The following is a 20,931-nucleotide window of genomic DNA, read 5'->3' as shown; positions in this document are numbered from 1 at the left end:
GCCCATCATGTGCCGGTCATCCCCAGCGCGGACCCGTACCATGACCTCCGATGTCCTTCCCGCCGACGCCGTCGCCAGTGCCGCCGGCAACGCGCACAAGCCCCATCCCGAGCAACGTCCCGGCCGCCTCACCGCCCTCGTATTCTTCGCCGTGCTCGCCATCGGACTGCTGTTCAGCGCCTACAGCCTGATGCAGGACGTCGATGACGTCGGTTCCACGATCACCACCTGGACGCCCTTCCTGCTGCTCGGCGTGGCCCTGCTGATCGCCCTCGGCTTCGAGTTCGTCAACGGCTTCCACGACACCGCCAACGCGGTGGCCACGGTGATCTACACCCACTCGCTGCCGCCGCACTTCGCGGTGGTCTGGTCGGGTTGCTTCAACTTTCTCGGCGTATTGCTCTCCAGCGGCGCGGTGGCCTTCGGCATCATCGCCCTGCTGCCGGTGGAACTGATCCTGCAGGTCGGTTCCTCGGCCGGCTTCGCCATGGTCTTCGCCCTGCTGATCGCCGCCATCCTGTGGAACCTCGGGACCTGGTGGCTGGGCCTGCCGGCGTCGTCCTCGCACACCCTGATCGGCTCGATCATCGGCGTCGGCGTGGCCAACGCGCTGATGCACGGGCGCGATGGCACCAGCGGGGTGGACTGGGGCCAGGCGACCAAGGTCGGCTACTCCCTGCTGCTCTCGCCGCTGATCGGCTTCGCCTGCGCCGCCCTGTTGCTCCTGGCGCTGCGCCTGCTGGTGAAGAACCGCGCGCTGTACAAGGCGCCGAAGGGCAAGGCGCCGCCGCCCTGGTGGATCCGCGGCCTGCTGATCCTGACCTGTACCGGGGTGTCCTTCGCCCACGGCTCCAACGACGGACAGAAAGGCATGGGCCTGATCATGCTGATCCTGGTCGGCACCCTGCCGATGGCCTACGCCCTGAACCGCACCATGCCGGCGGACCAGGCGGTGCAGTTCGCCGCCGTCGCCGAGGTCACCCAGCAAGCGCTGGTGAAGAGCGCGCCGCAACCGGCGCCGGCCGATCCGCGCCAGGTACTCTCCGACTACGTGCGCAGCAAGCAGGCATCGCCTGAGCTGATCCCGGCGCTGGCCGCCCTGACCGGCTCGATCGGCCAGGAAGTGAAAGGCTATGGCGCGTTCTCGCGGGTACCGGCGGAAGCCATGGGCAACGTGCGCAACGACATGTACCTGACCTCCGAGGCGATCCGCCTGATGGACAAGGACGGCGTCGGCCGCTTCGACGCCGACACCCGCGGCAAGTTGCAGGCGTTCAAGCGGAAGATCGACGATGCCACCAAGTTCATCCCGCTATGGGTGAAGATCGCCGTGGCCATCGCCCTCGGCCTGGGCACCATGGTCGGCTGGAAACGCATCGTGGTGACGGTCGGCGAGAAGATCGGCAAGACCCACCTGACCTACGCCCAGGGCGCCTCGGCGGAAACCGTGGCGATGCTGACCATTGGCGCGGCGGACCTGTATGGCTTGCCGGTCTCCACCACCCATGTGCTGTCTTCCGGGGTGGCCGGGACCATGGCGGCGAACGGTTCGGGACTACAGTGGAAGACCATCCGCAACCTGCTGATGGCCTGGGTGCTGACGCTGCCGGCGGCGATCCTGCTCTCGGCCTCGCTCTACTGGCTGCTTACCCGGCTGTTCTGAAACACGGCGGCCGGCATGGGTGCCGGCCGCTCGTCGCGCCGCTCAGGGCAGGACTTCGTCTTCCTTGAACTGGTCCTTGATGTAGGTGATCTCGGTCTTGCCGTGGGGCGCCGGCAGGCCGTCCGGGCCGAGGTTGACGAAGACCATCTTGTCGATGGTGAGGATGCTCTTGCGGGTGATCTTGTTGCGCACGTGGCAGGTCATGGTCAGCGAGGTACGACCGAAGTCGGTGGCGGTGATGCCCAGCTCGATGATGTCGCCCTGGCGCGCCGAGCTGACGAAGTTGATCTCGGAAATGTACTTGGTGACCACGCGCTGGTTGCCCAGCTGGATGATCGCGTAGATCGCCGCTTCTTCATCGATCCAGCGCAGCAGGCTGCCGCCGAACAGGGTGCCGTTGGGGTTGAGATCTTCTGGCTTGACCCACTTGCGGGTGTGGAAATTCATGTGAACTCCTGGTGTGGTGCTCCGCGGCCGCCATCCTGGCCGTCGTGGAGGATGCCCGGCGGTATCGCCGCCGCGGCTCCGCGGGACCCGGCGGATCGGCCCGGTCCCGGGGCGGCGCGTCCTGCCTGCGCCGCCCGATGTTCCTGCGCGTTCAGCCCAGCCCGTTGGCCTCGCGGTACTGCCTGGCCTCTTCCACCAGCCAGTCGCGGAAGGCATTGAGCATCGCCGATTCGACCCTGCGCTCGGGAATGATCAGGTAATACGCATTCTCGCTCAAATAGGCATGTTGCATGGGCACGATAAGCCTTCCGTCGGCCAGCTCGTCCTGGATCAGGAAGGGCGGTATCAGGGCCACGCCCATGCCGTGCATGGCCGCCTGGGCAAGCATGGAGAACAGCTCGTAGCGCGGCCCGCTCATGTCGTGGGCGACGTTCAGTCCCTGGGAGTGAAACCACTGGCGCCAAGCGTAGGGCCGGGTGCTCTGCTGCATCAGCGGCAGCCCGGCGACCTGCTCGGCGCTCAGCGTTCGACGCCCGCCCAGCAGCTCCGGGCTGCACACCGGCACCGGATTCTCGCGCATCAGGAAATGCGAGACGGTACCCGACCAGTCGGCGTCGCCGAAGTACAGCGCGGCGTCGAACTCGGTGTCGGCGAAGAGGAACGGGCGGGTGCGGTTGGTCAGGTTGATCGTGACCTCCGGGTGCAGCCGCTGGAAGCGCTTGAGCCGCGGCAACAGCCATTGGGTGCCGAAGGTCGGCACCACCGCCAGTTCGATCGCGCCGCCGCCCTGGTGCCCCATCACCGCCAGGGTGTCGCGCTCCACCGCGTCGAGGCGTACCGCCACCCGCCGGCTATAGGACAGCCCGGCCTCGGTGAGCTTGACCCCGCGCCGCGAGCGACGGAACAGCTCGACACCGAGGAACTCCTCGAGCGTGGCGATCTGCCGGCAGATCGCGCTCTGGGTCAGGGACAACTCCTCCGCCGCCTTGGTGAAGCTCTCGTGGCGCGCGGCGGACTCGAAGCTGACCAGCGCGGCGGTGGAAGGGATCTTGCGTCGCATGGAGGACTCTGGAGTGCCGGTTTCGCATCTATGACGCCCAGGTCACGATTCCTCGCGCCTCTTCAAGGGCATGAAATACGAGACTCATTTTCTCGGAGTGAGAAAATAGCACAAGTGCGTGCGAATTCCTCGTTTGCCGCCCCATTCGCTAGGCTCTTAGGATGCTTCCATTCCGGCTGGCCCACGCCAGCCTCCGCTACCGCTTGACGAGGATGTACGCATGGCCACCAAAGCTAGCTTCAACTGGGAAGACCCCCTGCTGCTGGACCAGCAGCTCACCGAAGAAGAGCGCATGGTTCGCGACAGCGCCCAGCAGTTCGCCCAAGACAAGCTGGCCCCGCGCGTGCTCGAAGCCTTCCGCCACGAACAGACCGACCCGAAGATCTTCCGCGAGATGGGCGAGACCGGCCTGCTCGGCGCGACCATTCCCGAAGCCTACGGCGGCAGCGGCCTCAACTACGTCTGCTATGGCCTGATCGCTCGCGAAGTCGAGCGCGTCGACTCCGGCTATCGCTCGATGATGAGCGTGCAGTCCTCGCTGGTAATGGTGCCGATCCATGAATTCGGCAACGAAGCCACCCGGCAGAAGTACCTGCCCAAGCTGGCCAGCGGCGAATACATCGGCTGCTTCGGCCTGACCGAGCCAAACCACGGTTCCGACCCGGGCTCGATGGTCACCCGGGCGAAGAAAGTCGACGGCGGCTATCGCCTGAGCGGCAGCAAGATGTGGATCACCAACAGCCCGATCGCCGACGTCTTCGTGGTCTGGGCCAAGGACGACGAAGGGCAGATCCGCGGCTTCGTCCTCGAGAAGGGCTGGGAAGGCCTGAGCGCCCCGGCGATCCATGGCAAGGTCGGCCTGCGTGCCTCGATCACCGGCGAGATCGTGATGGACAACGTGTTCGTTCCGGAAGAGAACGCCTTCCCCGAAGTGCGCGGCCTGCGCGGTCCGTTCACCTGCCTGAACTCGGCGCGCTACGGCATCTCCTGGGGCGCCCTAGGCGCCGCCGAGTTCTGCTGGCACACCGCCCGCCAGTACGTGCTCGACCGCCAGCAGTTCGGCCGCCCGCTGGCCGCCAACCAACTGATCCAGAAGAAGCTGGCCGACATGCAGACCGAGATCACCCTGGCCCTGCAAGGCTGCCTGCGCCTGGGGCGGATGAAGGACGAAGGCACCGCGGCGGTGGAAATCACCTCGATCATGAAGCGCAACAGCTGCGGCAAGGCCCTCGACATCGCCCGCCTGGCCCGCGACATGCTGGGCGGCAACGGCATCTCCGACGAATTCGGCATCGCCCGCCACCTGGTCAACCTGGAAGTGGTGAACACCTACGAGGGCACCCACGATGTCCACGCGCTGATCCTCGGCCGCGCGCAGACCGGCATCCAGGCATTCTTCTGAGCCACCGAGCAACACCCCGGCGCGCTTTTTCACGGTAGCGCGCCGGCCGCCGGGGAGACGGGCAAGGAACCCGTCTTCCCGGCCATTTCCGTTTCCAGCCCCCAGCAGCGAGAACCGTCATGCCCGGCGCCCTTTCCCATATCCGCGTACTCGACCTGTCCCGTGTCCTGGCCGGCCCTTGGGCCGGGCAGATTCTCGCCGACCTCGGCGCCGAGGTGATCAAGATCGAGCGCCCCGGCAGCGGCGACGACACCCGCGCCTGGGGCCCGCCGTTCCTCAAGGATGCCGAAGGCAACGACACCAGCGAGGCGGCCTACTACCTGTCGGCCAACCGCAACAAGAAGTCGGTGACGGTGGACTTCACCCAGCCGGAAGGCCAGCGCATCGTTCGCGAATTGGCGGCCAAGGCCGACATCCTGCTGGAGAACTTCAAGGTCGGCGGGCTCAAGGCCTATGGCCTCGACTATGAATCGCTGAAGCAGGTCAACCCGAAGCTGATCTACTGTTCGATCACCGGCTTCGGCCAGTCCGGACCCTATGCCAAGCGCGCCGGCTATGACTTCATGATCCAGGGCCTGGGCGGCCTGATGAGCCTCACCGGGCGCGCCGACAACGAGGAAGGCGCCGGTCCGGTGAAGGTCGGCGTGGCGCTGACCGATATCCTCACCGGGCTGTACTCCTCCACCGCGGTGCTCGCCGCCCTCGCCCACCGCGACGTCAGCGGCATCGGCCAGCACATCGACATGGCCCTGCTCGACGTGCAGGTCGCCTGCCTGGCCAACCAGACCCTCAACTACCTGACCACCGGCGTGCCGCCGCGGCGCCTGGGCAACGCGCACCCGAACATCGTGCCGTACCAGGACTTCCCCACCGCCGACGGCGACATGATCCTCACGGTCGGCAACGACAGCCAGTTCCGCAAGTTCGCCGAACTGGCAGACCACCCGGAATGGGCCGACGACCCGCGCTTCGCCACCAACAAGGCGCGGGTGGCCAACCGCGAGGTGCTGATCCCGCTGATCCGCCAGGCCACGGTGCTGCACACCACCGCCGAGTGGATTCTTTCCCTGGAGCGCGCCGGCGTGCCCTGCGGGCCGATCAACGACCTGGCGCAGGTGTTCGCCGACCCGCAGGTGCAGGCCCGCGGCCTGCGCGTGGAGCTACCGCACCCGCTGGCCGGGACGGTGCCGCAGGTGGCCAGCCCGATTCGCCTGTCCGAGACGCCGGTGGAATACCGCAACCCGCCGCCCACCCTCGGCCAGCACACCGACGAGGTCCTCGAGACGCTCCTCGGCCTGGACGCGGCCGCGCTGGAAAGACTGCGCGACGGCAAGGTGATCTGAGCCCCGCGCGCCGCCCCAGCGACGCATCGGCGGACAACGCCCCACCGTACCCCGCGCAGCACCACGTAGGGCGCATAACCGCAACGCGGTTATCCGCCGCCCAGCCGCGCATCGGCGGATAACGCCCCTGGCGTTATTCGCCCTACCGACCCCGTGTAGAAGGCGGTCAATGCCGGCGCCTCGATGGAAGCGCCACTCAGGCCGCCAGGCGGCCGCCGGCGATCGCCTCGGAGGCCTTGAGCATGGCCCGCAACAGCACCGCGCAGCCGGCGGCCAGGTCGTCGGGGCTGGCGTTCTCGATCTCGTTGTGGCTGATGCCGTTCTCGCAGGGCACGAAGATCATCCCCGCCGGACCGAGTTCGGCGAGGAAGATCGCGTCGTGGCCGGCGCCGCTGACGATGTCCATCTGCGGCATGCCCAGCGCCTGCGCCGCCTCGCGCACCGCGCCGACGCATCCCTGGTCGAAGTACAGCGGCGGGAAATCGGCGGTCGGCACCAGCTCGTATTGCAAGCCATGCTTCTCGCAGGTAGCGGCGATCACCTGGCGGACCTCGGCGATCATCGAGTCCAGGCGCTCCGGTTGCAGATGGCGGAAGTCCAGGGTCATCTTCACTTCGCCGGGTATCACGTTGCGCGAACCGGGATAGGCGTGCAGGCAGCCGACCGTGCCGCAAGCATGCGGCTGATGGCCGAGGGCTGCGCGATTGACCGCCTCGACCACCGCCGCGGCACCGACCAGGGCGTCCTTGCGCAGGTGCATCGGCGTTGGCCCGGCGTGTGCCTCGACGCCGCGCAGGGACAGATCGAACCATTTCTGCCCGAGCGCGCCGAGCACCACGCCGATGGTCTTCTCCTCGTCCTCGAGGATCGGCCCCTGTTCGATGTGCGCCTCGAAATAGGCGCCCACCGGATGTCCGAGGCAATCCCGCGCTCCCGCGTAGCCGATGGCGTCCAGCGCCTCGCCTACGCTGACACCGTCGGCATCGCGCTTGGCCAGGGTCTCCTCCAGGGTGAACTTCCCGGCGAATACGCCCGAGCCCATCATGCAGGGCGCGAAGCGCGAGCCTTCCTCGTTGGTCCACACCACCACCTCCAGCGGCGCCTCGGTTTCCACCCCGAGGTCGTTGAGGGTGCGGATCACCTCGAGGCCGGCCATCACCCCGAAGCAGCCGTCGAACTTGCCACCGGTGGGCTGGGTGTCGATGTGGCTACCGGTCATCACCGGGGGCAAGTCCGGGTTACGCCCGGGACGACGGGCGAAGATGTTGCCGACCCGATCGACGCTGACCGTGCAGCCGGCCGCTTCGCACCATTGCACGAAGAGATCGCGGGCCTGGCGGTCGAGATCGCTCAGGGCCAGGCGGCAGACCCCACCCTTAGCGGTGGCGCCGAGGCGGGCGAGATCCATCAGCGATTGCCAGAGGCGCTGGCCATCGATGTGTCGCTGGGTGGATTGCAGGACGTTCCGGGCAGTGCTCATTGTCGTCTCCTCAGGCTTGGAGTAGGTGTCGGCGGCTCGCCGGCCGCCTGTATGCCCATCAGGGCAGCGGTTTGGCCAATGCCGCCGGGCTCCGCGCGCGGCGGCCGCAGAGGCCGTAGTAGAGCGCGCCGCCGAGCAGCGAGCCGGTGAACCAGCCGTAGTCGTAGAACCAGTGGAATTGGCGGTTGCCGAGGGCCATGACGGTCAGCGCCACCGGCACCGCGAAGGCGGCGAAGCCGGGCCAGTTCCAGGCCGGGTAGACGTCGTCGCGGTAGAGTCCGGCGAGGTCGAGGCGTTGCCTGCGCACCAGGAAGTAGTCCACCACCATGATCCCCGCGATCGGCCCGAGCAGGCTGGAGTAGCCGAGCAGCCAGTTGGAGTAGACGCTTTCCAGGCTGAGGTCGGAAACGATCCAGCCGAGCTTCTTCAGCAACTCGTGGGCCATCAGCGCCAGGCCGATGAAACCGGTGAGCCAGACGGCGCGGGTGCGGCCGATGAGTTTCGGTGCGATGTTCTGGAAGTCGTTGGTCGGCGAGACGATGTTCGCCGCGGTGTTGGTCGAGAGGGTGGCGACGATGATCAGCGCCATCGCCACCGCCACCCAGCCGGGGCTGGGGATGTGGCCGATTAGGCTGACCGGGTCGGAAACCGTCTCGCCCACCAGCGAGGCCGAGGCGGCGGTCATCACCACGCCGAGGGCGGCGAACAGGAACATGGTCAGCGGCAGGCCGAAGATCTGCCCGAGTATCTGGTCCTTCTGGCTGCGCGCATAGCGGCTGAAGTCGGGGATGTTCAGCGACAGCGTGGCCCAGAAGCCGACCATCGCCGTCAGCCCGGCCATGAAGTAGCCGGTGACGCTGGCGCCTTCCGGCCGCTTCGGCGGCTGCGCCAGCAGTTCACTGACCGATATGTGCGGCAGCGCCCACACCAGCAGGCCGAGGCCGACCAGCACCAGCAGCGGTGCCGAGAGTGTCTCCAGCCATTTGATCGACTCCGCGCCGCGCAGCACCACCCACAGGTTCAGCCCCCAGAACAGGAGGAAACCGATCACCTCGCCGGTGCCGCCGAGGGCCTTCCAGGCGGGAAAGATCGAACCGAGGAAGAGATGGATCGCCAGCCCGCCGAACAGCGTCTGGATGCCGAACCAGCCGCACGCGACCACGGCGCGGATCAGGCATGGCACGTTGGAGCCGATGATGCCGAACGAAGCGCGCAGCAGCACCGGGAAGGGAATGCCGTAGCGGGTGCCAGCGAAGGCATTGAGGGTCAGCGGGATCAGCACCACCAGGTTGGCCAGCAGGATCGCCAGCAGCGCTTCGCCGACGCTGAGGCCGAAGTAGGCGGTGAGGACGCCGCCGAGGGTGTAGGTGGGCACGCAGATGGACATGCCGATCCACAGCGCGGTGATGTGCCACCTGTTCCAGGTACGCTGTTCCACCCGGGTCGGGGCGATGTCGTGGTTGTAGCGGGGACTGTCGAGTACGTCGCTGCCGGCGGACAGCTCGACCAAGCCGTCGCGCTCGGTCACTTCCGATCTGCTCTGTTGCATGGGCCTCTCCAGAATTCTTTTAGTTATTCGCTCATCGGGCTAATGCGATGGCCGGAGTACCGCACCACCAGTACTGCACCTCCGGTCCGGACAATGCCGTGGCGGGCGGCACTCAATAAGCGTGCCGAAAACCCCGCGACGTCACTGGGCAGGCCGGTCTACTGGAGGTAACCGACTGATCTGAAACACTTCATCGACAACGTCGGTGACACGCCGACGGGCAGTCCGGCGTGTCACCGGGGGAAATGCGCGAGCCTGTCGCCCCGTCAGGAACCAAAGGAGTGCAGGCGAACTTTTTTCATCTCCCCACAACCGCTCGAACACGGCTTTCAAGCGGCTGATTTTGCATGGGAAATCTCGACCTTTTTGAATTCTTGTCAAGCGCGTCAAAATGGTGAGAACCCTCACCATTTTGGTGATATTTATTTTTAATTATTTAAAATCAACAAGTTACAAACTCAAACAACCATTTGAAAATAATCTTGCTCAATCGATGATCAGCATCTAGATTCGAATCCTGTCAGCGCTGACAGGATTACAGAAGCCCTCGGCGCATGGCGAAAAAACAATTTCAAGAACCGGCAACGACCGGTCAGCCTGCGAGGAAAGACGGCATGTCCCTGTTGATCCGTGGCGCCACCGTGGTTACTCACGAAGAGAGTTATCGAGCCGACGTGCTCTGTGCCAACGGCCTCATCCAGGCCATCGGCGAGAACCTCGCCCCCCCCTCCGGCTGCGACGTCCTCGACGGCGGTGGCCAGTACCTGATGCCGGGCGGCATCGACCCCCATACCCACATGCAGTTGCCCTTCATGGGCACGGTGGCCAGCGAGGACTTCTTCAGCGGCACCGCGGCCGGGCTGGCCGGAGGGACCACCTCGATCATCGACTTCGTCATCCCCAACCCGCGACAGTCGCTGCTGGAGGCCTTCCACACCTGGCGCGGCTGGGCGCAGAAATCCGCTGCGGACTACGGCTTCCACGTCGCCATCACCTGGTGGAGCGACGAGGTCGCCCGGGAAATGGGCAAGCTGGTGGCACAGCACGGGGTGAACAGCTTCAAGCACTTCATGGCCTACAAGAACGCCATCATGGCCGCCGACGATACCCTGGTGGCCAGCTTCGAGCGCTGCCTGGAGCTGGGCGCGGTGCCGACGGTGCACGCGGAGAACGGCGAACTGGTCTTCCACCTGCAGCAGAAACTCCTCGCCCAGGGCCTCACCGGCCCCGAGGCGCATCCGCTGTCGCGTCCGCCGCAAGTCGAGGGCGAGGCCGCCAGCCGCGCCATCCGCATCGCCGAGACGCTGGGTACGCCGCTGTACCTGGTGCATATTTCCAGCCGCGAGGCGCTGGACGAGATCGCCTATGCCCGCGCCAAGGGCCAGCCGGTCTACGGCGAGGTGCTGGCCGGGCACCTGCTGCTCGACGACAGCGTCTACCGCCACCCGGACTGGGCCACCGCGGCCGGCTACGTGATGAGCCCGCCGTTCCGTCCCGTCGAACACCAGGAAGCGCTGTGGCGCGGCCTGCAGTCCGGCAACCTGCATACCACCGCCACCGACCACTGCTGCTTCTGCGCCGAGCAGAAGGCCATGGGCCGCGACGACTTCAGCAAGATTCCCAATGGCACGGCCGGCATCGAGGACCGCATGGCGCTGCTGTGGGACGCCGGGGTCAACAGCGGGCGCCTGTCGATGCACGAGTTCGTCGCGCTGACCTCCACCAACACCGCGAAGATCTTCAACCTGTTCCCGCGCAAAGGCGCGATCCGCGTCGGCGCGGATGCCGACCTGGTGCTCTGGGACCCGCAGGGCAGCCGCACCCTCTCGGCCGCCACCCATCACCAGCGGGTCGATTTCAACATCTTCGAAGGTCGCACCGTGCGCGGCATACCCAGCCACACCATCAGCCAGGGCAAGCTGCTCTGGGCCGCCGGCGACCTGCGCGCCGAACCCGGCGCCGGACGCTACGTGGAGCGCCCGGCCTACCCGTCGGTGTACGAAGTGCTCGGCCGCCGCGCCGAACGCCAGCGCCCGGTCGCCGTCGAGCGCTGATCCTTCCCGCAATACCGGACCGGCCCGTAGAGGCCGGACGGTGCCGTATTGCCGTTGACTGCCCCGAGAAGAAACCAGAAGAGAGGCTACAACCGTGATCGATTCCCTGAACCACCTCCCCCGTCCGGACGCCGGCGCGGACACGCTCGCCGAGCGCTTCGCCGACCTCGCGCCGCCGCTCAACGCCCGCCAGGCCGCCCTGGAAAGCGCCCGCTGCCTGTACTGCTACGACGCGCCCTGCGTCAACGCCTGCCCAACCGAGATCGACATCCCCGGGTTCATCCGCAGCATCGCCCAGGAGAATGTCCAGGGCGCGGCGCAGAAGATCCTCTCGGCGAACATCCTCGGCGGCAGCTGCGCCCGCGTCTGCCCCACGGAAATCCTCTGCCAGCGGGCCTGCGTACGCAACAACGCCCAGGAATGCGCACCGGTGCTGATCGGCCAGTTGCAACGCTACGCCCTCGACCACGCTGGCTTCGGCGAACATCCGTTCAAGCGCTCGCCGGCCACCGGCAAGCGCATCGCCGTGGTCGGCGCCGGGCCGGCCGGGCTGTCCTGCGCCCACCGCCTGGCCATGCACGGCCACGACGTGGTGCTCTTCGAGGCCCGCGCCAAGGCCGGCGGCCTCAACGAGTACGGCATCGCCCGCTACAAGCTGGTGGACGACTTCGCCCGGCGCGAAGTGGAATTCCTCCTGCAGATCGGCGGTATCGAACTGCGCCACGGCCAGCGTCTCGGCGACAACCTGGCGCTCGGCGCCCTGCACGACGAGTACGACGCGGTGTTCCTCGGCATCGGCCTGGCCGCCAGCAAGCGCCTCGGCCTGGAAGACGAGGACGCCCCCGGCCTGCTCGCCGCCACCGACTACATCCGCGAACTGCGGCAGAGCGACGACCTGCTCGACCTGCCCGTCGCCGACCGTTGCATCGTCATCGGCGCCGGCAACACCGCCATCGACATGGCGGTGCAGATGAGCCGGCTCGGCGCCCGCGACGTCAACCTGGTCTACCGCCGTGGCTTCGAGGAAATGGGCGCCACCGGCCATGAGCAGGAGATCGCCAAGGCCAGCCAGGTGCGCCTGCTGACCTGGGCCCGACCGGAACGGGTACTGCTTGACGAGCACGGCCGGGTGCGCGGCATGCGCTTCGCCCGCACGCGCCTGGAGAACGGTCGCCTGGGCGACACCGGCGAGCACTTCGAACTGGCCGCCGACGCCATCTTCAAGGCTATCGGCCAGGCCTTCGAAGGCGCCAGCCTGGGCGATCCGCTGGCAGCGCAACTGCGGCGCGACGGCGAGCGCATCCAGGTCGACGGACAGATGCGCACCAGCATCCCCGGCATCTACGCCGGCGGCGACTGCGTGGCGCTCGGCGAGGACCTCACCGTGCAGGCGGTGCAGCACGGCAAACTGGCGGCGGAAGCGATCCACGCCCAACTCATGCTCAACGTGGAGGCTGCGTGATGGCCGACCTGTCTATCGAATTCGCCGGCATCAAGTCGCCCAACCCCTTCTGGCTGGCCTCCGCGCCGCCCACCGACAAGGCCTACAACGTGGTCCGCGCCTACCAGGCGGGCTGGGGCGGGGTGGTCTGGAAGACCCTCGGCGAAGACCCCGCGGCGGTCAACGTGTCGTCGCGTTATTCCGCGCACTTCGGACCGAACCGCCAGGTGCAGGGGATCAACAACATCGAGCTGATCACCGACCGCTCGCTGGAGATCAACCTGCGCGAGATCGCCCAGGTGAAGAAGGACTGGCCAGACCGCGCGCTGATCGTGTCGCTGATGGTGCCCTGCGTCGAGGAGTCGTGGAAATACATCCTGCCGCTGGTGGAAGCCACCGGCGCCGACGGCATCGAGCTGAACTTCGGTTGTCCCCACGGCATGCCCGAGCGCGGCATGGGCGCGGCGGTAGGCCAGGTACCGGAGTACGTGGAGATGGTCACCCGCTGGTGCAAGACCCACTGCTCGCTGCCGGTGATCGTCAAGCTCACCCCCAACATCACCGACATCCGCCAGTCGGCGCGCGCCGCCCATCGCGGCGGCGCCGACGCGGTGTCGCTGATCAACACCATCAACTCGATCACCAGCGTCGACCTGGAGCGCATGGTCGCCCTCCCCGTGGTCGGCACCCAGAGCACCCACGGCGGCTACTGCGGCTCGGCGGTGAAGCCGATCGCCCTGAACATGGTCGCCGAGATCGCCCGCGACCCGCAGACCCGCGGCCTGCCGATCTGCGGCATCGGCGGTATCGGCAGTTGGCGCGACGCAGCGGAATTCGTCGCGCTCGGCTGCGGCGCGGTGCAGGTATGCACGGCGGCGATGCTGCACGGCTTCCGTATCGTCGAGGACATGCAGGACGGTCTCGCGCGCTGGATGGACAGCCATGGCTACCAGCGGCTGTCCGACTTCAGCGGCGGCGCGGTGGGCAATACCACCGACTGGAAGTACCTGGACATCAACTACCAGGTGATCGCCCGCATCGACCAGGACGCCTGCATCGGTTGCGGCCGCTGCCATATCGCCTGCGAGGACACCTCGCACCAGGCCATCGCCAGCCTGCCCCGGGCCGACGGTACGCACCGCTACGAAGTGATCGACGCCGAGTGCGTGGGCTGCAACCTGTGCCAGATCACCTGTCCGGTGGAGAACTGCATCGAAATGGTGCCGCAGGACACCGGCAAGCCCTATCTCAACTGGACCCAGGATCCGCGCAACCCCTACCGCGAAGCCTCCTGAACGCAGGGCGGCGCCCGCATCCCCGGCGGACGCCGCCCTGCCGCGCGCCGGCACGCTTCCTGCGTGCCGCTGCGGTCCGACGACGCGCAACGGCGTCTGTCGGATCGACCCGCCTTCGACTACCATTCGCCGCGGCCCGGCCGACGCTCCCGGACGGCCGGCGCCCCATGGAGACTCGCGCATGTCCGCAGACAGCAACTACAGCCAGCAACCGGTCCCGCTGGCGGCGCGCAAGAGCGCACTGGCCCTGAGCGTGGTGATGCTCGGCCTGACCTTCTTTTCCGCCAGCATGTGGACCGGCGGCACCCTCGGCACCGGCCTGAGCTACGACGACTTCTTCCTCGCCGTGCTGCTGGGCAACCTGATGCTCGGCCTGTACACCGCGATCCTCGGCTTCATCGGCGCGCGCACCGGCCTTTCCACCCACCTGCTGGCGCATTACTCGTTCGGCAGCAAGGGCTCCTGGCTGCCCTCGGCGCTGCTCGGCGGCACCCAGGTCGGCTGGTTCGGTGTCGGCGTAGCGATGTTCGCCATCCCGGTGGCCAAGGCCACCGGCCTCGACGTCAACCTGCTGATCCTGGTCTCCGGGGCGCTGATGACCCTCACGGTGTTCTTCGGCATCGCCGGTCTGACCCTGCTGTCGGCCATCGCGGTCCCGGCGATCGTCGTTCTCGGCAGCTACTCGGTATGGCTCGCGGTGCGCGACGCCGGCGGCCTGGCGGCGCTGCAGCAGGTGACGCCGAGCGCGCCGCTGAGCCTCTCGACCGCGATCGCCCTGGTGGTCGGCTCGTTCGTCAGCGCCGGCACCCTCACCGCCGACTTCGTCCGCTTCGGCCGCAGCGCGCGTACCGCCGTGGTGGTGTGCCTGGTGGCGTTTTTCCTCGGCAACTCGCTGATGTTCATCTTCGGCGCGGCCGGCGCGGCGGCGGTGGGCAAGTCGGACATCTCCGACGTGATGATCGCCCAGGGCCTGCTGATCCCGGCGATCCTGGTCCTCGGCCTGAACATCTGGACCACCAACGACAACGCGCTGTATGCCTCCGGCCTCGGCTTCGCCAACATCACCGGCCTCTCCAGCCGCTTCCTGGCGATGCTCAACGGCGCCCTCGGCACCCTCGCCGCGCTCTGGCTGTACAACCACTTCGTCGGCTGGCTGACCTTCCTCTCCGCCGCCATCCCGCCCATCGGCGGGGTGATCATCGCCGACTACCTGAGTCGCCGCCGGCGCTACCGCCAGCACCCCTGCGCGGACATCCAGGCGATCAACTGGGCGGCGATCCTCGCCGTCGCCTGCGGCACCGCCGCCGGCCACTGGCTGCCGGGGATCGTGCCGGTCAACGCGGTGCTCGGCGCCGCCATCGCCTACCTGCTGCTCAATCCCCTGCTGAGCCGCAGCCCGAACAAACCAGAAGAGGTCCTCCATGCTGATTGACAACCTGCGCCTGCGCGGCCGCGAAGGTCTCTGGCAACTGCGCGTCGCCGATGGCCGTATCGCCGCCCTGGTGCCGATGGAACAGGCCGCCGACGACGCCGGCGAGCGCCTGGACGGCGCCGGCGGTCTTGCCGTGCCGCCGTTCATCGAGCCGCACATCCACCTCGACACCACCCAGACCGCCGGCCAGCCGGAGTGGAACCGCTCCGGCACGCTGTTCGAAGGCATCGAGCGCTGGGCCCAGCGCAAGGCCCTGCTCAGCCACGAGGACGTCAAGCAGCGCGCCTGGCAGACCCTGAAATGGCAGATCGCCAACGGCGTGCAGCACGTGCGCAGCCACGTCGACGTCTCCGACCCGACCCTCACCGCGCTCAAGGCCATGCTCGAGGTGCGCGGCGAAGTGGCGCCCTGGGTCGACCTGCAGATCGTCGCCTTCCCCCAGGAGGGCATTCTCTCCTACCCCAACGGCCTGGAACTGCTGGAGGAGTCGCTGCGCCTGGGCGCCGACGTGGTGGGGGCGATCCCGCATTTCGAATTCACCCGCGAGCTGGGCGTCGAGTCGCTGCACAAGGCCATCGACCTGGCCAAGCGCTACGACCTGCCGGTGGACGTGCATTGCGACGAAATCGACGACGAGCAGTCGCGCTTCCTCGAGACCCTGGCCATGCTCGCCCATCGCGACGGCCTCGGCGCACGGGTCACCGCCAGCCACACCACGGCGATGCACTCCTACAACGGCGCCTACACCTCGCGGCTGTTCCGCCTGCTGAAACTGTCGGGAATCAACTTCGTCGCCAACCCGCTGGTGAACATCCACCTGCAGGGTCGCTTCGACGACTACCCGAAGCGCCGCGGCATCACCCGGGTCAAGGAACTGCTCGGTGCCGGGATCAACACCTGCTTCGGCCACGACGACGTGTTCGACCCCTGGTACCCGCTGGGCACCGCGAACATGCTGCAGGTGCTGCACATGGGCCTGCACGTGACACAGATGATGGGCTACGACGAGATCGACGGCGGCCTCGACCTGATCACCCGCAACAGCGCCCGCACCCTCGGCCTGCGGGAATACGGCATCGAGGTCGGCCATCCGGCCAACCTGCTGGTGCTGCCGGCCCGCGACGGCTTCGACGCGGTGCGCCGGCAGGTCCCGGTGCGCTACTCGATCCGCGGCGGACGGCTGCTCGCCGAGACGGTCCCGGCGCAGACCACGGTGTTCCTCGAACAGGCGGAAGCGGTGGACTTCACCCGCGCCAGCTGAGCCATCGCCGGAGCCTTCTAGCGAAGGCTCCGCTGCTCAGGGCTCCAATCCGATTCCGCGCAGGACCACGCTGGTCACCGTCTGTACCGCCCTTTCGAACTGCATGTCGCTGAGCGGCTGGTGGCCGTTGAGCACCTCGACCTGGTAGCCGAAGTCGGCGTAGTGCTGGGTGGAGGCCCAGATCATGTAGAGCAGGCTGCTCGGCTCGATCGACAGGATGCGCTTTTCCTCGACCCACTGGCGGATCTTCGCCTCCTTCATCTTGGCCCATTCGTAGAGGCTGTCGTCGAGGGTGGCGCCGAGCAGCGGCGCGCCATGCATGATTTCGTTGGCCCAGACCTTGGAGCCATGCGGGCGGGTACGCGAGTGGTTCATCTTCGCGCGGATATAGCTGGTCAATACCACCCTTGGGTCATCGAACATCTCGAAGCAGAGGGCGTCCTGCTTCCAGACCTCGAGCAGGCCGAGGAGGACGTCGCGGTACAGCTCGTCCTTGGTGCTGAAGTAGTAGTGCAGGTTGGAGCGCGGCAGTTCGGCTTCTTCGGCGATGTTGCCCATGGAGGTGCCGGCGTAGCCTTTTTCGGCGAAGACTTTTTCGGCGGCCAGGAGAATCTTCTCGACGTTGCGGCGGCGGATCTCGATCTTGTGTGTGCCCATGTGCGATCCATTACTGCGAATTCAACCAAGGCTACCAGCAAATCCGGGCGTGCGGCGACGCCCAGTCTTGCCAGGTAGCCCCTCTCAGCGACGCTTCGGACGGCGGCCGCGCAGGCGACGCCAGCCGATCCAGCAGCCGCTGGCGCAGACCACCAGGCCGCCGAGACTGAAACCGAGCATCCACAGGTCCCACAGCGGACGCCGGGTCAGCAGCGGCAGCCAGTCCCAGCTATGCAACAGGGAAAACAGCCAGCGGCTGCCGCGCCGACCGTCGTCGAGCACGCCAACCACCGCGCCGCTGTAGGGATCCAGGTGCACCCAGGTATGCCGGGGATCGTCGAAACGCAGGCGCCAGACCGGCAGGCGCCGTTCCAGGTAGCCCATCATGCTGTGTTCTTCGCGCGGGTAGTAATAGAAGTCGTAGCGTTCCAATCGTTCGGCCTGCATCGGCACGCCCGGCAGCAGCGCGCGAGCCGCCGCCAGCAGGCGATCCGCGGGTAGCTCGCGGAGGATTTCGCCATCCGCCGTCAGCAGCAGGCTGTTGCCGCTGGCGCTGCGCCCGAGCGCATAGGGCTCGCCGTCGAGCGCCCGCCACTCCAGCTCGCGCACCCGCAACCCGGCGGCACGCAAGCGCCGCAGGACAGCGTCCGCCTCCAGTCCGGCGGGCAGCGCCCGGTCCCAGCTACCGCCCTGGTAGGCCGCGAGGTCGAGCGGCGTGCCGCGGCCGAACAGGTTCCACGGATTCATCGACATCAGCCCGCTGAAGATCCAGCTCAGCACCAGCGCGCCGAAGAGCAGGCCGGCGAGGTGGTGCCAGCGCTGGAAACCGCCCACATAGGGCGAGCGCGAGCCGCTGCGGTAGGGCTTGCGGAAGCGCCAGCGGAGCAGGCCGACGAGGATGCCGAGGACGGTCGCCAGGGTCGCCAGCAGCGACAGGCCGATCACCAGGTTCGCCCACTGCCCGTCGAACCCGCCGCCGCGCAGCGGATAGAGCCAGTGCAGCCAGGCGCCGAGCCAGTTCCAGGCACGCTCCCGGCGGCTGGCGTCGCGTACCACCTCGCCGGTCTGCGAGGACAGGTAGAGCAGCCGGCCCTGCTCGTCCGCGGTCTGCACCCGCCATAGCGGCCGGTGCGGATCGAGGTTGCGGGTATGGGTCCAGGCGTCTTCCTCGATCCGCCCTTGCAACTGCATCGGTACTTCGCCGCTGAAGGCACGGGCCGAGGCCAGCACCCTGTCCGCGTCCACCGCCAGCGGTCGGCCGTCGCGCGCCGCCAGCGCACGCGTGCGTCCGTCGGCATCGTCCAGCAGATAGGTCGGCAGGCCGCCTACGCTGGCCAGCCGGATGCTCCGCGGGGTCTTTCCATCGCCGCCGGCGAGGGCCGTCCGCAGCGGTACGCAGGCCTCGCAGCCGTCCAGCTCGGGCAGGTGGGCCAGGCGTTCCAGCGGAGTCAGCTTGGGATAGCCGACATACAGCATGACCATGCCGGAGACGAACCAGAGCACCATCAGCAGGCAGCAGCCGATGCCCAGCCAGCGGTGCCACAGGTACAGGTAGCGTTTCATCGACGACTCCTCAGAAGCGCGTCTGCACGCTCAGCTCGAAGGTGCGCGGGTCGCCGACGTAGTACAGCGGCGTGCTCTGCACGAAGCGCGCGTAGACCTCGTCGGTGAGGTTGCGCACGCGCCCGGTGATCCGCGTGCGCTCGTCCAGCCGGTAGCTGAGGAAAGTCCCGTAGACCGTGTAGGACGGCACGTGCCAGGTGTTGGCGTTGTTGGCGTACACCGAGGACACGTAGCGCGCGTCCACCCCGCCCTGCCAGGCCGGGTCGAAGTCGTAGGTCAGCCACAGGTTGCCGACCCGCTCCGGCACGTTCGGCGGCGTCTTGCCCTTGCGCGAGACGGCGACGCCGCCGACGTTCTCGGTGAACTCGTCGTACTGCGCGTCGACCCAGGCGAAATTGCCCTCGGCCAGCAGCTTCGGGGTGATCCGCAGGGAGGCGGCGGCCTCGATGCCCCTGGAGGTCTGCTGGCCCACCGGCACGCTGAGGTTGGGGTTGTTCGGGTCGGCCACCGAGAAGTCCCGGCGGACGATGCGGTAGGCGGCCAGGGTGGCGCTGCCGCGACCGTCGAGGAAATCGAACTTGCTGCCCAGCTCCCACTGGTCGCCGGTGGACAGGTCGTAGTCGCGGACCTGGCCGAAGCTGGCGCTGGTCAGCACCCCGCCCGGCGGGTCGGCGGCGGTACTGTATTGCAGGTAGACGTTGGCGTGCGGGGTGAACTGGTAGACCAGCCCGGCGCGCCCGGTGAGCACGTCCCAGCGCCGTTCGAAGTGTGCAGGATCGCTGGCGGTCACCGTCCGATGGTTGCGCACGTCGAGGTCGAGGTGGTCGTAGCGCAGCCCGGTGACCAGCGACAGCTCGTCGGTCAGGCCCAGGCGGTTCTCGGCGAACAACGCGCTGGTGCGCACCTCGTTGCTGCGGTCCTTCCGGTGGCCGGGACGCATGCCCGGCAGGTCGTAGAAGTGGCCCGGCTCGAAACTGGCCGGATCGACCGTACCGAACGGCCCGGAGGCGGTACTCGGGAAGCGCGTCTGCTTGTTGATGCTGTAGTCGAAGCCCAGCGCCCAGTCGCTGGCCAGTCCGAACAGCGGCTGGCTGTGCTGTAGCTCGAAGCGGTTGCCGTTGAGCTGCTGGTCGTGGCGCTGGAGGAATGCGTTGGAGCGCACCACCCCGCTGTTGTCGGCGTTGTAGCGGTAGGTCTCGAGGTTGCGGTAATCGCGCTCGGCGTCGTAGTGGTAGAAGGTGTTGCGCCAGCGCGTGCTGTCGCTGACCCGGTATTCGAGGATCGAGCGCAGCCAGCGCACGCGCTGTTCGTAGCGGCCATCGGCGACGTTGTAGTTCTCGCGGCGACGGCTCTTGTCGATCTTCAGCTCGCCGGCGTAGGGATTGAGCACCGGTGTGCCCCAGTAGGGGCTGTCTTCCTGCTCGTCCTGGTACTCCAGGGCCAGGGTGTGGGAAAGGTCCGGGGTCAGGTCGCTGAGCAGGGAGAAAGCGACGTTCCACGATTCGCGCGAATTGCGGTCGACGTAGCCGTTGCCGCCGCTGCGGCTGACGTCCAGGCGCACGAAGTGCTTCGGCTCGGGGCCGATGCCCAGGGCCTGGTTGAAGCCGAAGGCGACTTCCGAATCGTCGTAGCTGCCGTAGCGCACCCGGCCTTCCATGAAATCGCCGTAGCGGTCGGCGAGCTTGCTGATGTAGTCCAGCGAGCCGCCGACGGCACCGGCGCCGTTGAGGAAGGAGGACGGACCGCCGACCAGCTCGACGCGGTCGACGATCCAGTCGTCCAGCGGACGCATGGCGCTGCTGTATTGCACCGGAATGCCGTTGAACAACTGGTTGACCTGGTTCGAGCTGAAGCCGCGGTAGGTGACGAAGCCGCCGAAGCCGGGCGGCGCCGAGGCGTTCACGCCGGGCAGGCTGTTGGCGATGTCCTGGGTGCTGCGCAGGCCGCGCCGCTCGAAGCTGGCACGGTTGGCCACGCTTACCGAGCCGGGAGTCTCGCGCAGGCTCAGGCCCAGGCGCGAGCCGCCACCGGCGCTGTCGTCGAGATCGAGGGCCGGCGGGGTTTCCCCGGCGGCGCCGGCGCTGACGGTGAGGGCGGGCAGTTCGGTGGGTTCCTCATCGGCCCAGAGCAAGGCCGGAACGCCGGCCAGGGTGAGGTTGAGACCCAGCGCGAGGACGCGGCGGGCCGTGGAGTGCTTTTTCATCGAGCGATCCTGAAGCAAGGCATGGTGGGCACGCCCGCCTCGCCCGGATGGACAGCGGCGAGCGCTGCGCGGACGAGGCAA

The 20,931-nt window shown here is 67.5% G+C and carries 15 protein-coding genes; 8 read left to right on the top strand and 7 right to left on the bottom strand.

Features of this window, described 5'->3' with window-relative positions:
* The first annotated feature begins 40 nt into the window (after window positions 1-40).
* Window positions 41-1,663: an inorganic phosphate transporter gene (locus VQ065_RS02590; protein ID WP_003084688.1), complete on the top strand. Its 1,623-nt coding sequence runs from the start codon at window positions 41-43 to the stop codon at window positions 1,661-1,663.
* A 42-nt stretch (window positions 1,664-1,705) separates the two neighbouring features.
* Here the strand turns inward: VQ065_RS02590 and VQ065_RS02585 are convergent, their stop codons facing one another.
* Complete coding sequence (locus VQ065_RS02585; protein ID WP_003084686.1) at window positions 1,706-2,110, bottom strand: acyl-CoA thioesterase; 405 nt, start codon at window positions 2,108-2,110, stop codon at window positions 1,706-1,708.
* Window positions 2,111-2,261: 151 nt separating this feature from the next.
* Window positions 2,262-3,170 (bottom strand): transcriptional regulator GcvA, encoded by a 909-nt coding sequence (gene gcvA, locus VQ065_RS02580; RefSeq protein ID WP_003084684.1) that lies wholly within the window; start codon window positions 3,168-3,170, stop codon window positions 2,262-2,264.
* 220 nt (window positions 3,171-3,390) lie between these two features.
* Here gcvA and VQ065_RS02575 point away from each other — a divergent pair, with 220 nt between their 5' ends.
* Window positions 3,391-4,572: an acyl-CoA dehydrogenase gene (locus VQ065_RS02575; RefSeq protein ID WP_003084682.1), complete on the top strand. Its 1,182-nt coding sequence runs from the start codon at window positions 3,391-3,393 to the stop codon at window positions 4,570-4,572.
* A gap of 119 nt (window positions 4,573-4,691) precedes the next feature.
* Window positions 4,692-5,915, top strand: a complete 1,224-nt coding sequence (locus VQ065_RS02570; RefSeq protein ID WP_003084679.1) for a CaiB/BaiF CoA transferase family protein — start codon at window positions 4,692-4,694, stop codon at window positions 5,913-5,915.
* A gap of 196 nt (window positions 5,916-6,111) precedes the next feature.
* Here the strand turns inward: VQ065_RS02570 and VQ065_RS02565 are convergent, their stop codons facing one another.
* Window positions 6,112-7,395, bottom strand: a complete 1,284-nt coding sequence (locus VQ065_RS02565; protein WP_003084676.1) for a Zn-dependent hydrolase — start codon at window positions 7,393-7,395, stop codon at window positions 6,112-6,114.
* Between the two features lie 58 nt (window positions 7,396-7,453).
* Window positions 7,454-8,944: an NCS1 family nucleobase:cation symporter-1 gene (locus tag VQ065_RS02560; protein WP_003084674.1), complete on the bottom strand. Its 1,491-nt coding sequence runs from the start codon at window positions 8,942-8,944 to the stop codon at window positions 7,454-7,456.
* 614 nt (window positions 8,945-9,558) lie between these two features.
* On the opposite strand from VQ065_RS02560, the gene hydA reads away from it, so the two are divergent.
* The 5 genes from hydA (at window position 9,559) to VQ065_RS02535 (ending at window position 16,427) form a co-directional block, all read left to right on the top strand.
* Window positions 9,559-10,998, top strand: coding sequence for a dihydropyrimidinase (gene hydA, locus VQ065_RS02555; protein WP_003084669.1), 1,440 nt, complete (start codon window positions 9,559-9,561; stop codon window positions 10,996-10,998).
* A gap of 94 nt (window positions 10,999-11,092) precedes the next feature.
* Window positions 11,093-12,460: an NAD(P)-dependent oxidoreductase gene (locus VQ065_RS02550; RefSeq protein ID WP_003084667.1), complete on the top strand. Its 1,368-nt coding sequence runs from the start codon at window positions 11,093-11,095 to the stop codon at window positions 12,458-12,460.
* Window positions 12,457-13,734 (top strand): NAD-dependent dihydropyrimidine dehydrogenase subunit PreA, encoded by a 1,278-nt coding sequence (gene preA / locus VQ065_RS02545; protein ID WP_003118829.1) that lies wholly within the window; start codon window positions 12,457-12,459, stop codon window positions 13,732-13,734. Before VQ065_RS02550 ends, preA begins: the two co-directional genes overlap by 4 nt.
* A 181-nt stretch (window positions 13,735-13,915) precedes the next feature.
* Window positions 13,916-15,166, top strand: coding sequence for a cytosine permease (gene codB / locus VQ065_RS02540; protein ID WP_003084659.1), 1,251 nt, complete (start codon window positions 13,916-13,918; stop codon window positions 15,164-15,166).
* The gene (locus VQ065_RS02535) at window positions 15,156-16,427 is read left to right on the top strand and encodes a cytosine deaminase (protein WP_003084657.1); all 1,272 of its coding nucleotides are present in this window, start codon (window positions 15,156-15,158) and stop codon (window positions 16,425-16,427) included. The genes codB and VQ065_RS02535 overlap by 11 nt, the downstream gene beginning before the upstream one ends.
* Before the next feature lie 36 nt (window positions 16,428-16,463).
* Here VQ065_RS02535 and VQ065_RS02530 read toward each other — a convergent pair whose 3' ends face one another.
* From VQ065_RS02530 to VQ065_RS02520, 3 genes are all read right to left on the bottom strand, one after another.
* Window positions 16,464-17,084, bottom strand: coding sequence for a TetR/AcrR family transcriptional regulator (locus tag VQ065_RS02530; protein ID WP_003084655.1), 621 nt, complete (start codon window positions 17,082-17,084; stop codon window positions 16,464-16,466).
* Window positions 17,085-17,168: 84 nt separating this feature from the next.
* Entirely contained in the window at window positions 17,169-18,647 is a 1,479-nt protein-coding gene (locus tag VQ065_RS02525) for a PepSY domain-containing protein (protein ID WP_003084651.1), read from the bottom strand.
* Between the two features lie 10 nt (window positions 18,648-18,657).
* The gene (locus VQ065_RS02520) at window positions 18,658-20,850 is read right to left on the bottom strand and encodes a TonB-dependent receptor (protein WP_003084649.1); all 2,193 of its coding nucleotides are present in this window, start codon (window positions 20,848-20,850) and stop codon (window positions 18,658-18,660) included.
* Window positions 20,851-20,931: the final 81 nt, after the last annotated feature.

It is taken from the genome of Pseudomonas sp. KBN10P06128 (assembly GCF_037574945.1).
Classification (GTDB): domain Bacteria; phylum Pseudomonadota; class Gammaproteobacteria; order Pseudomonadales; family Pseudomonadaceae; genus Pseudomonas; species Pseudomonas aeruginosa.
This window is presented reverse-complemented; position numbering and strand designations above follow the sequence as displayed.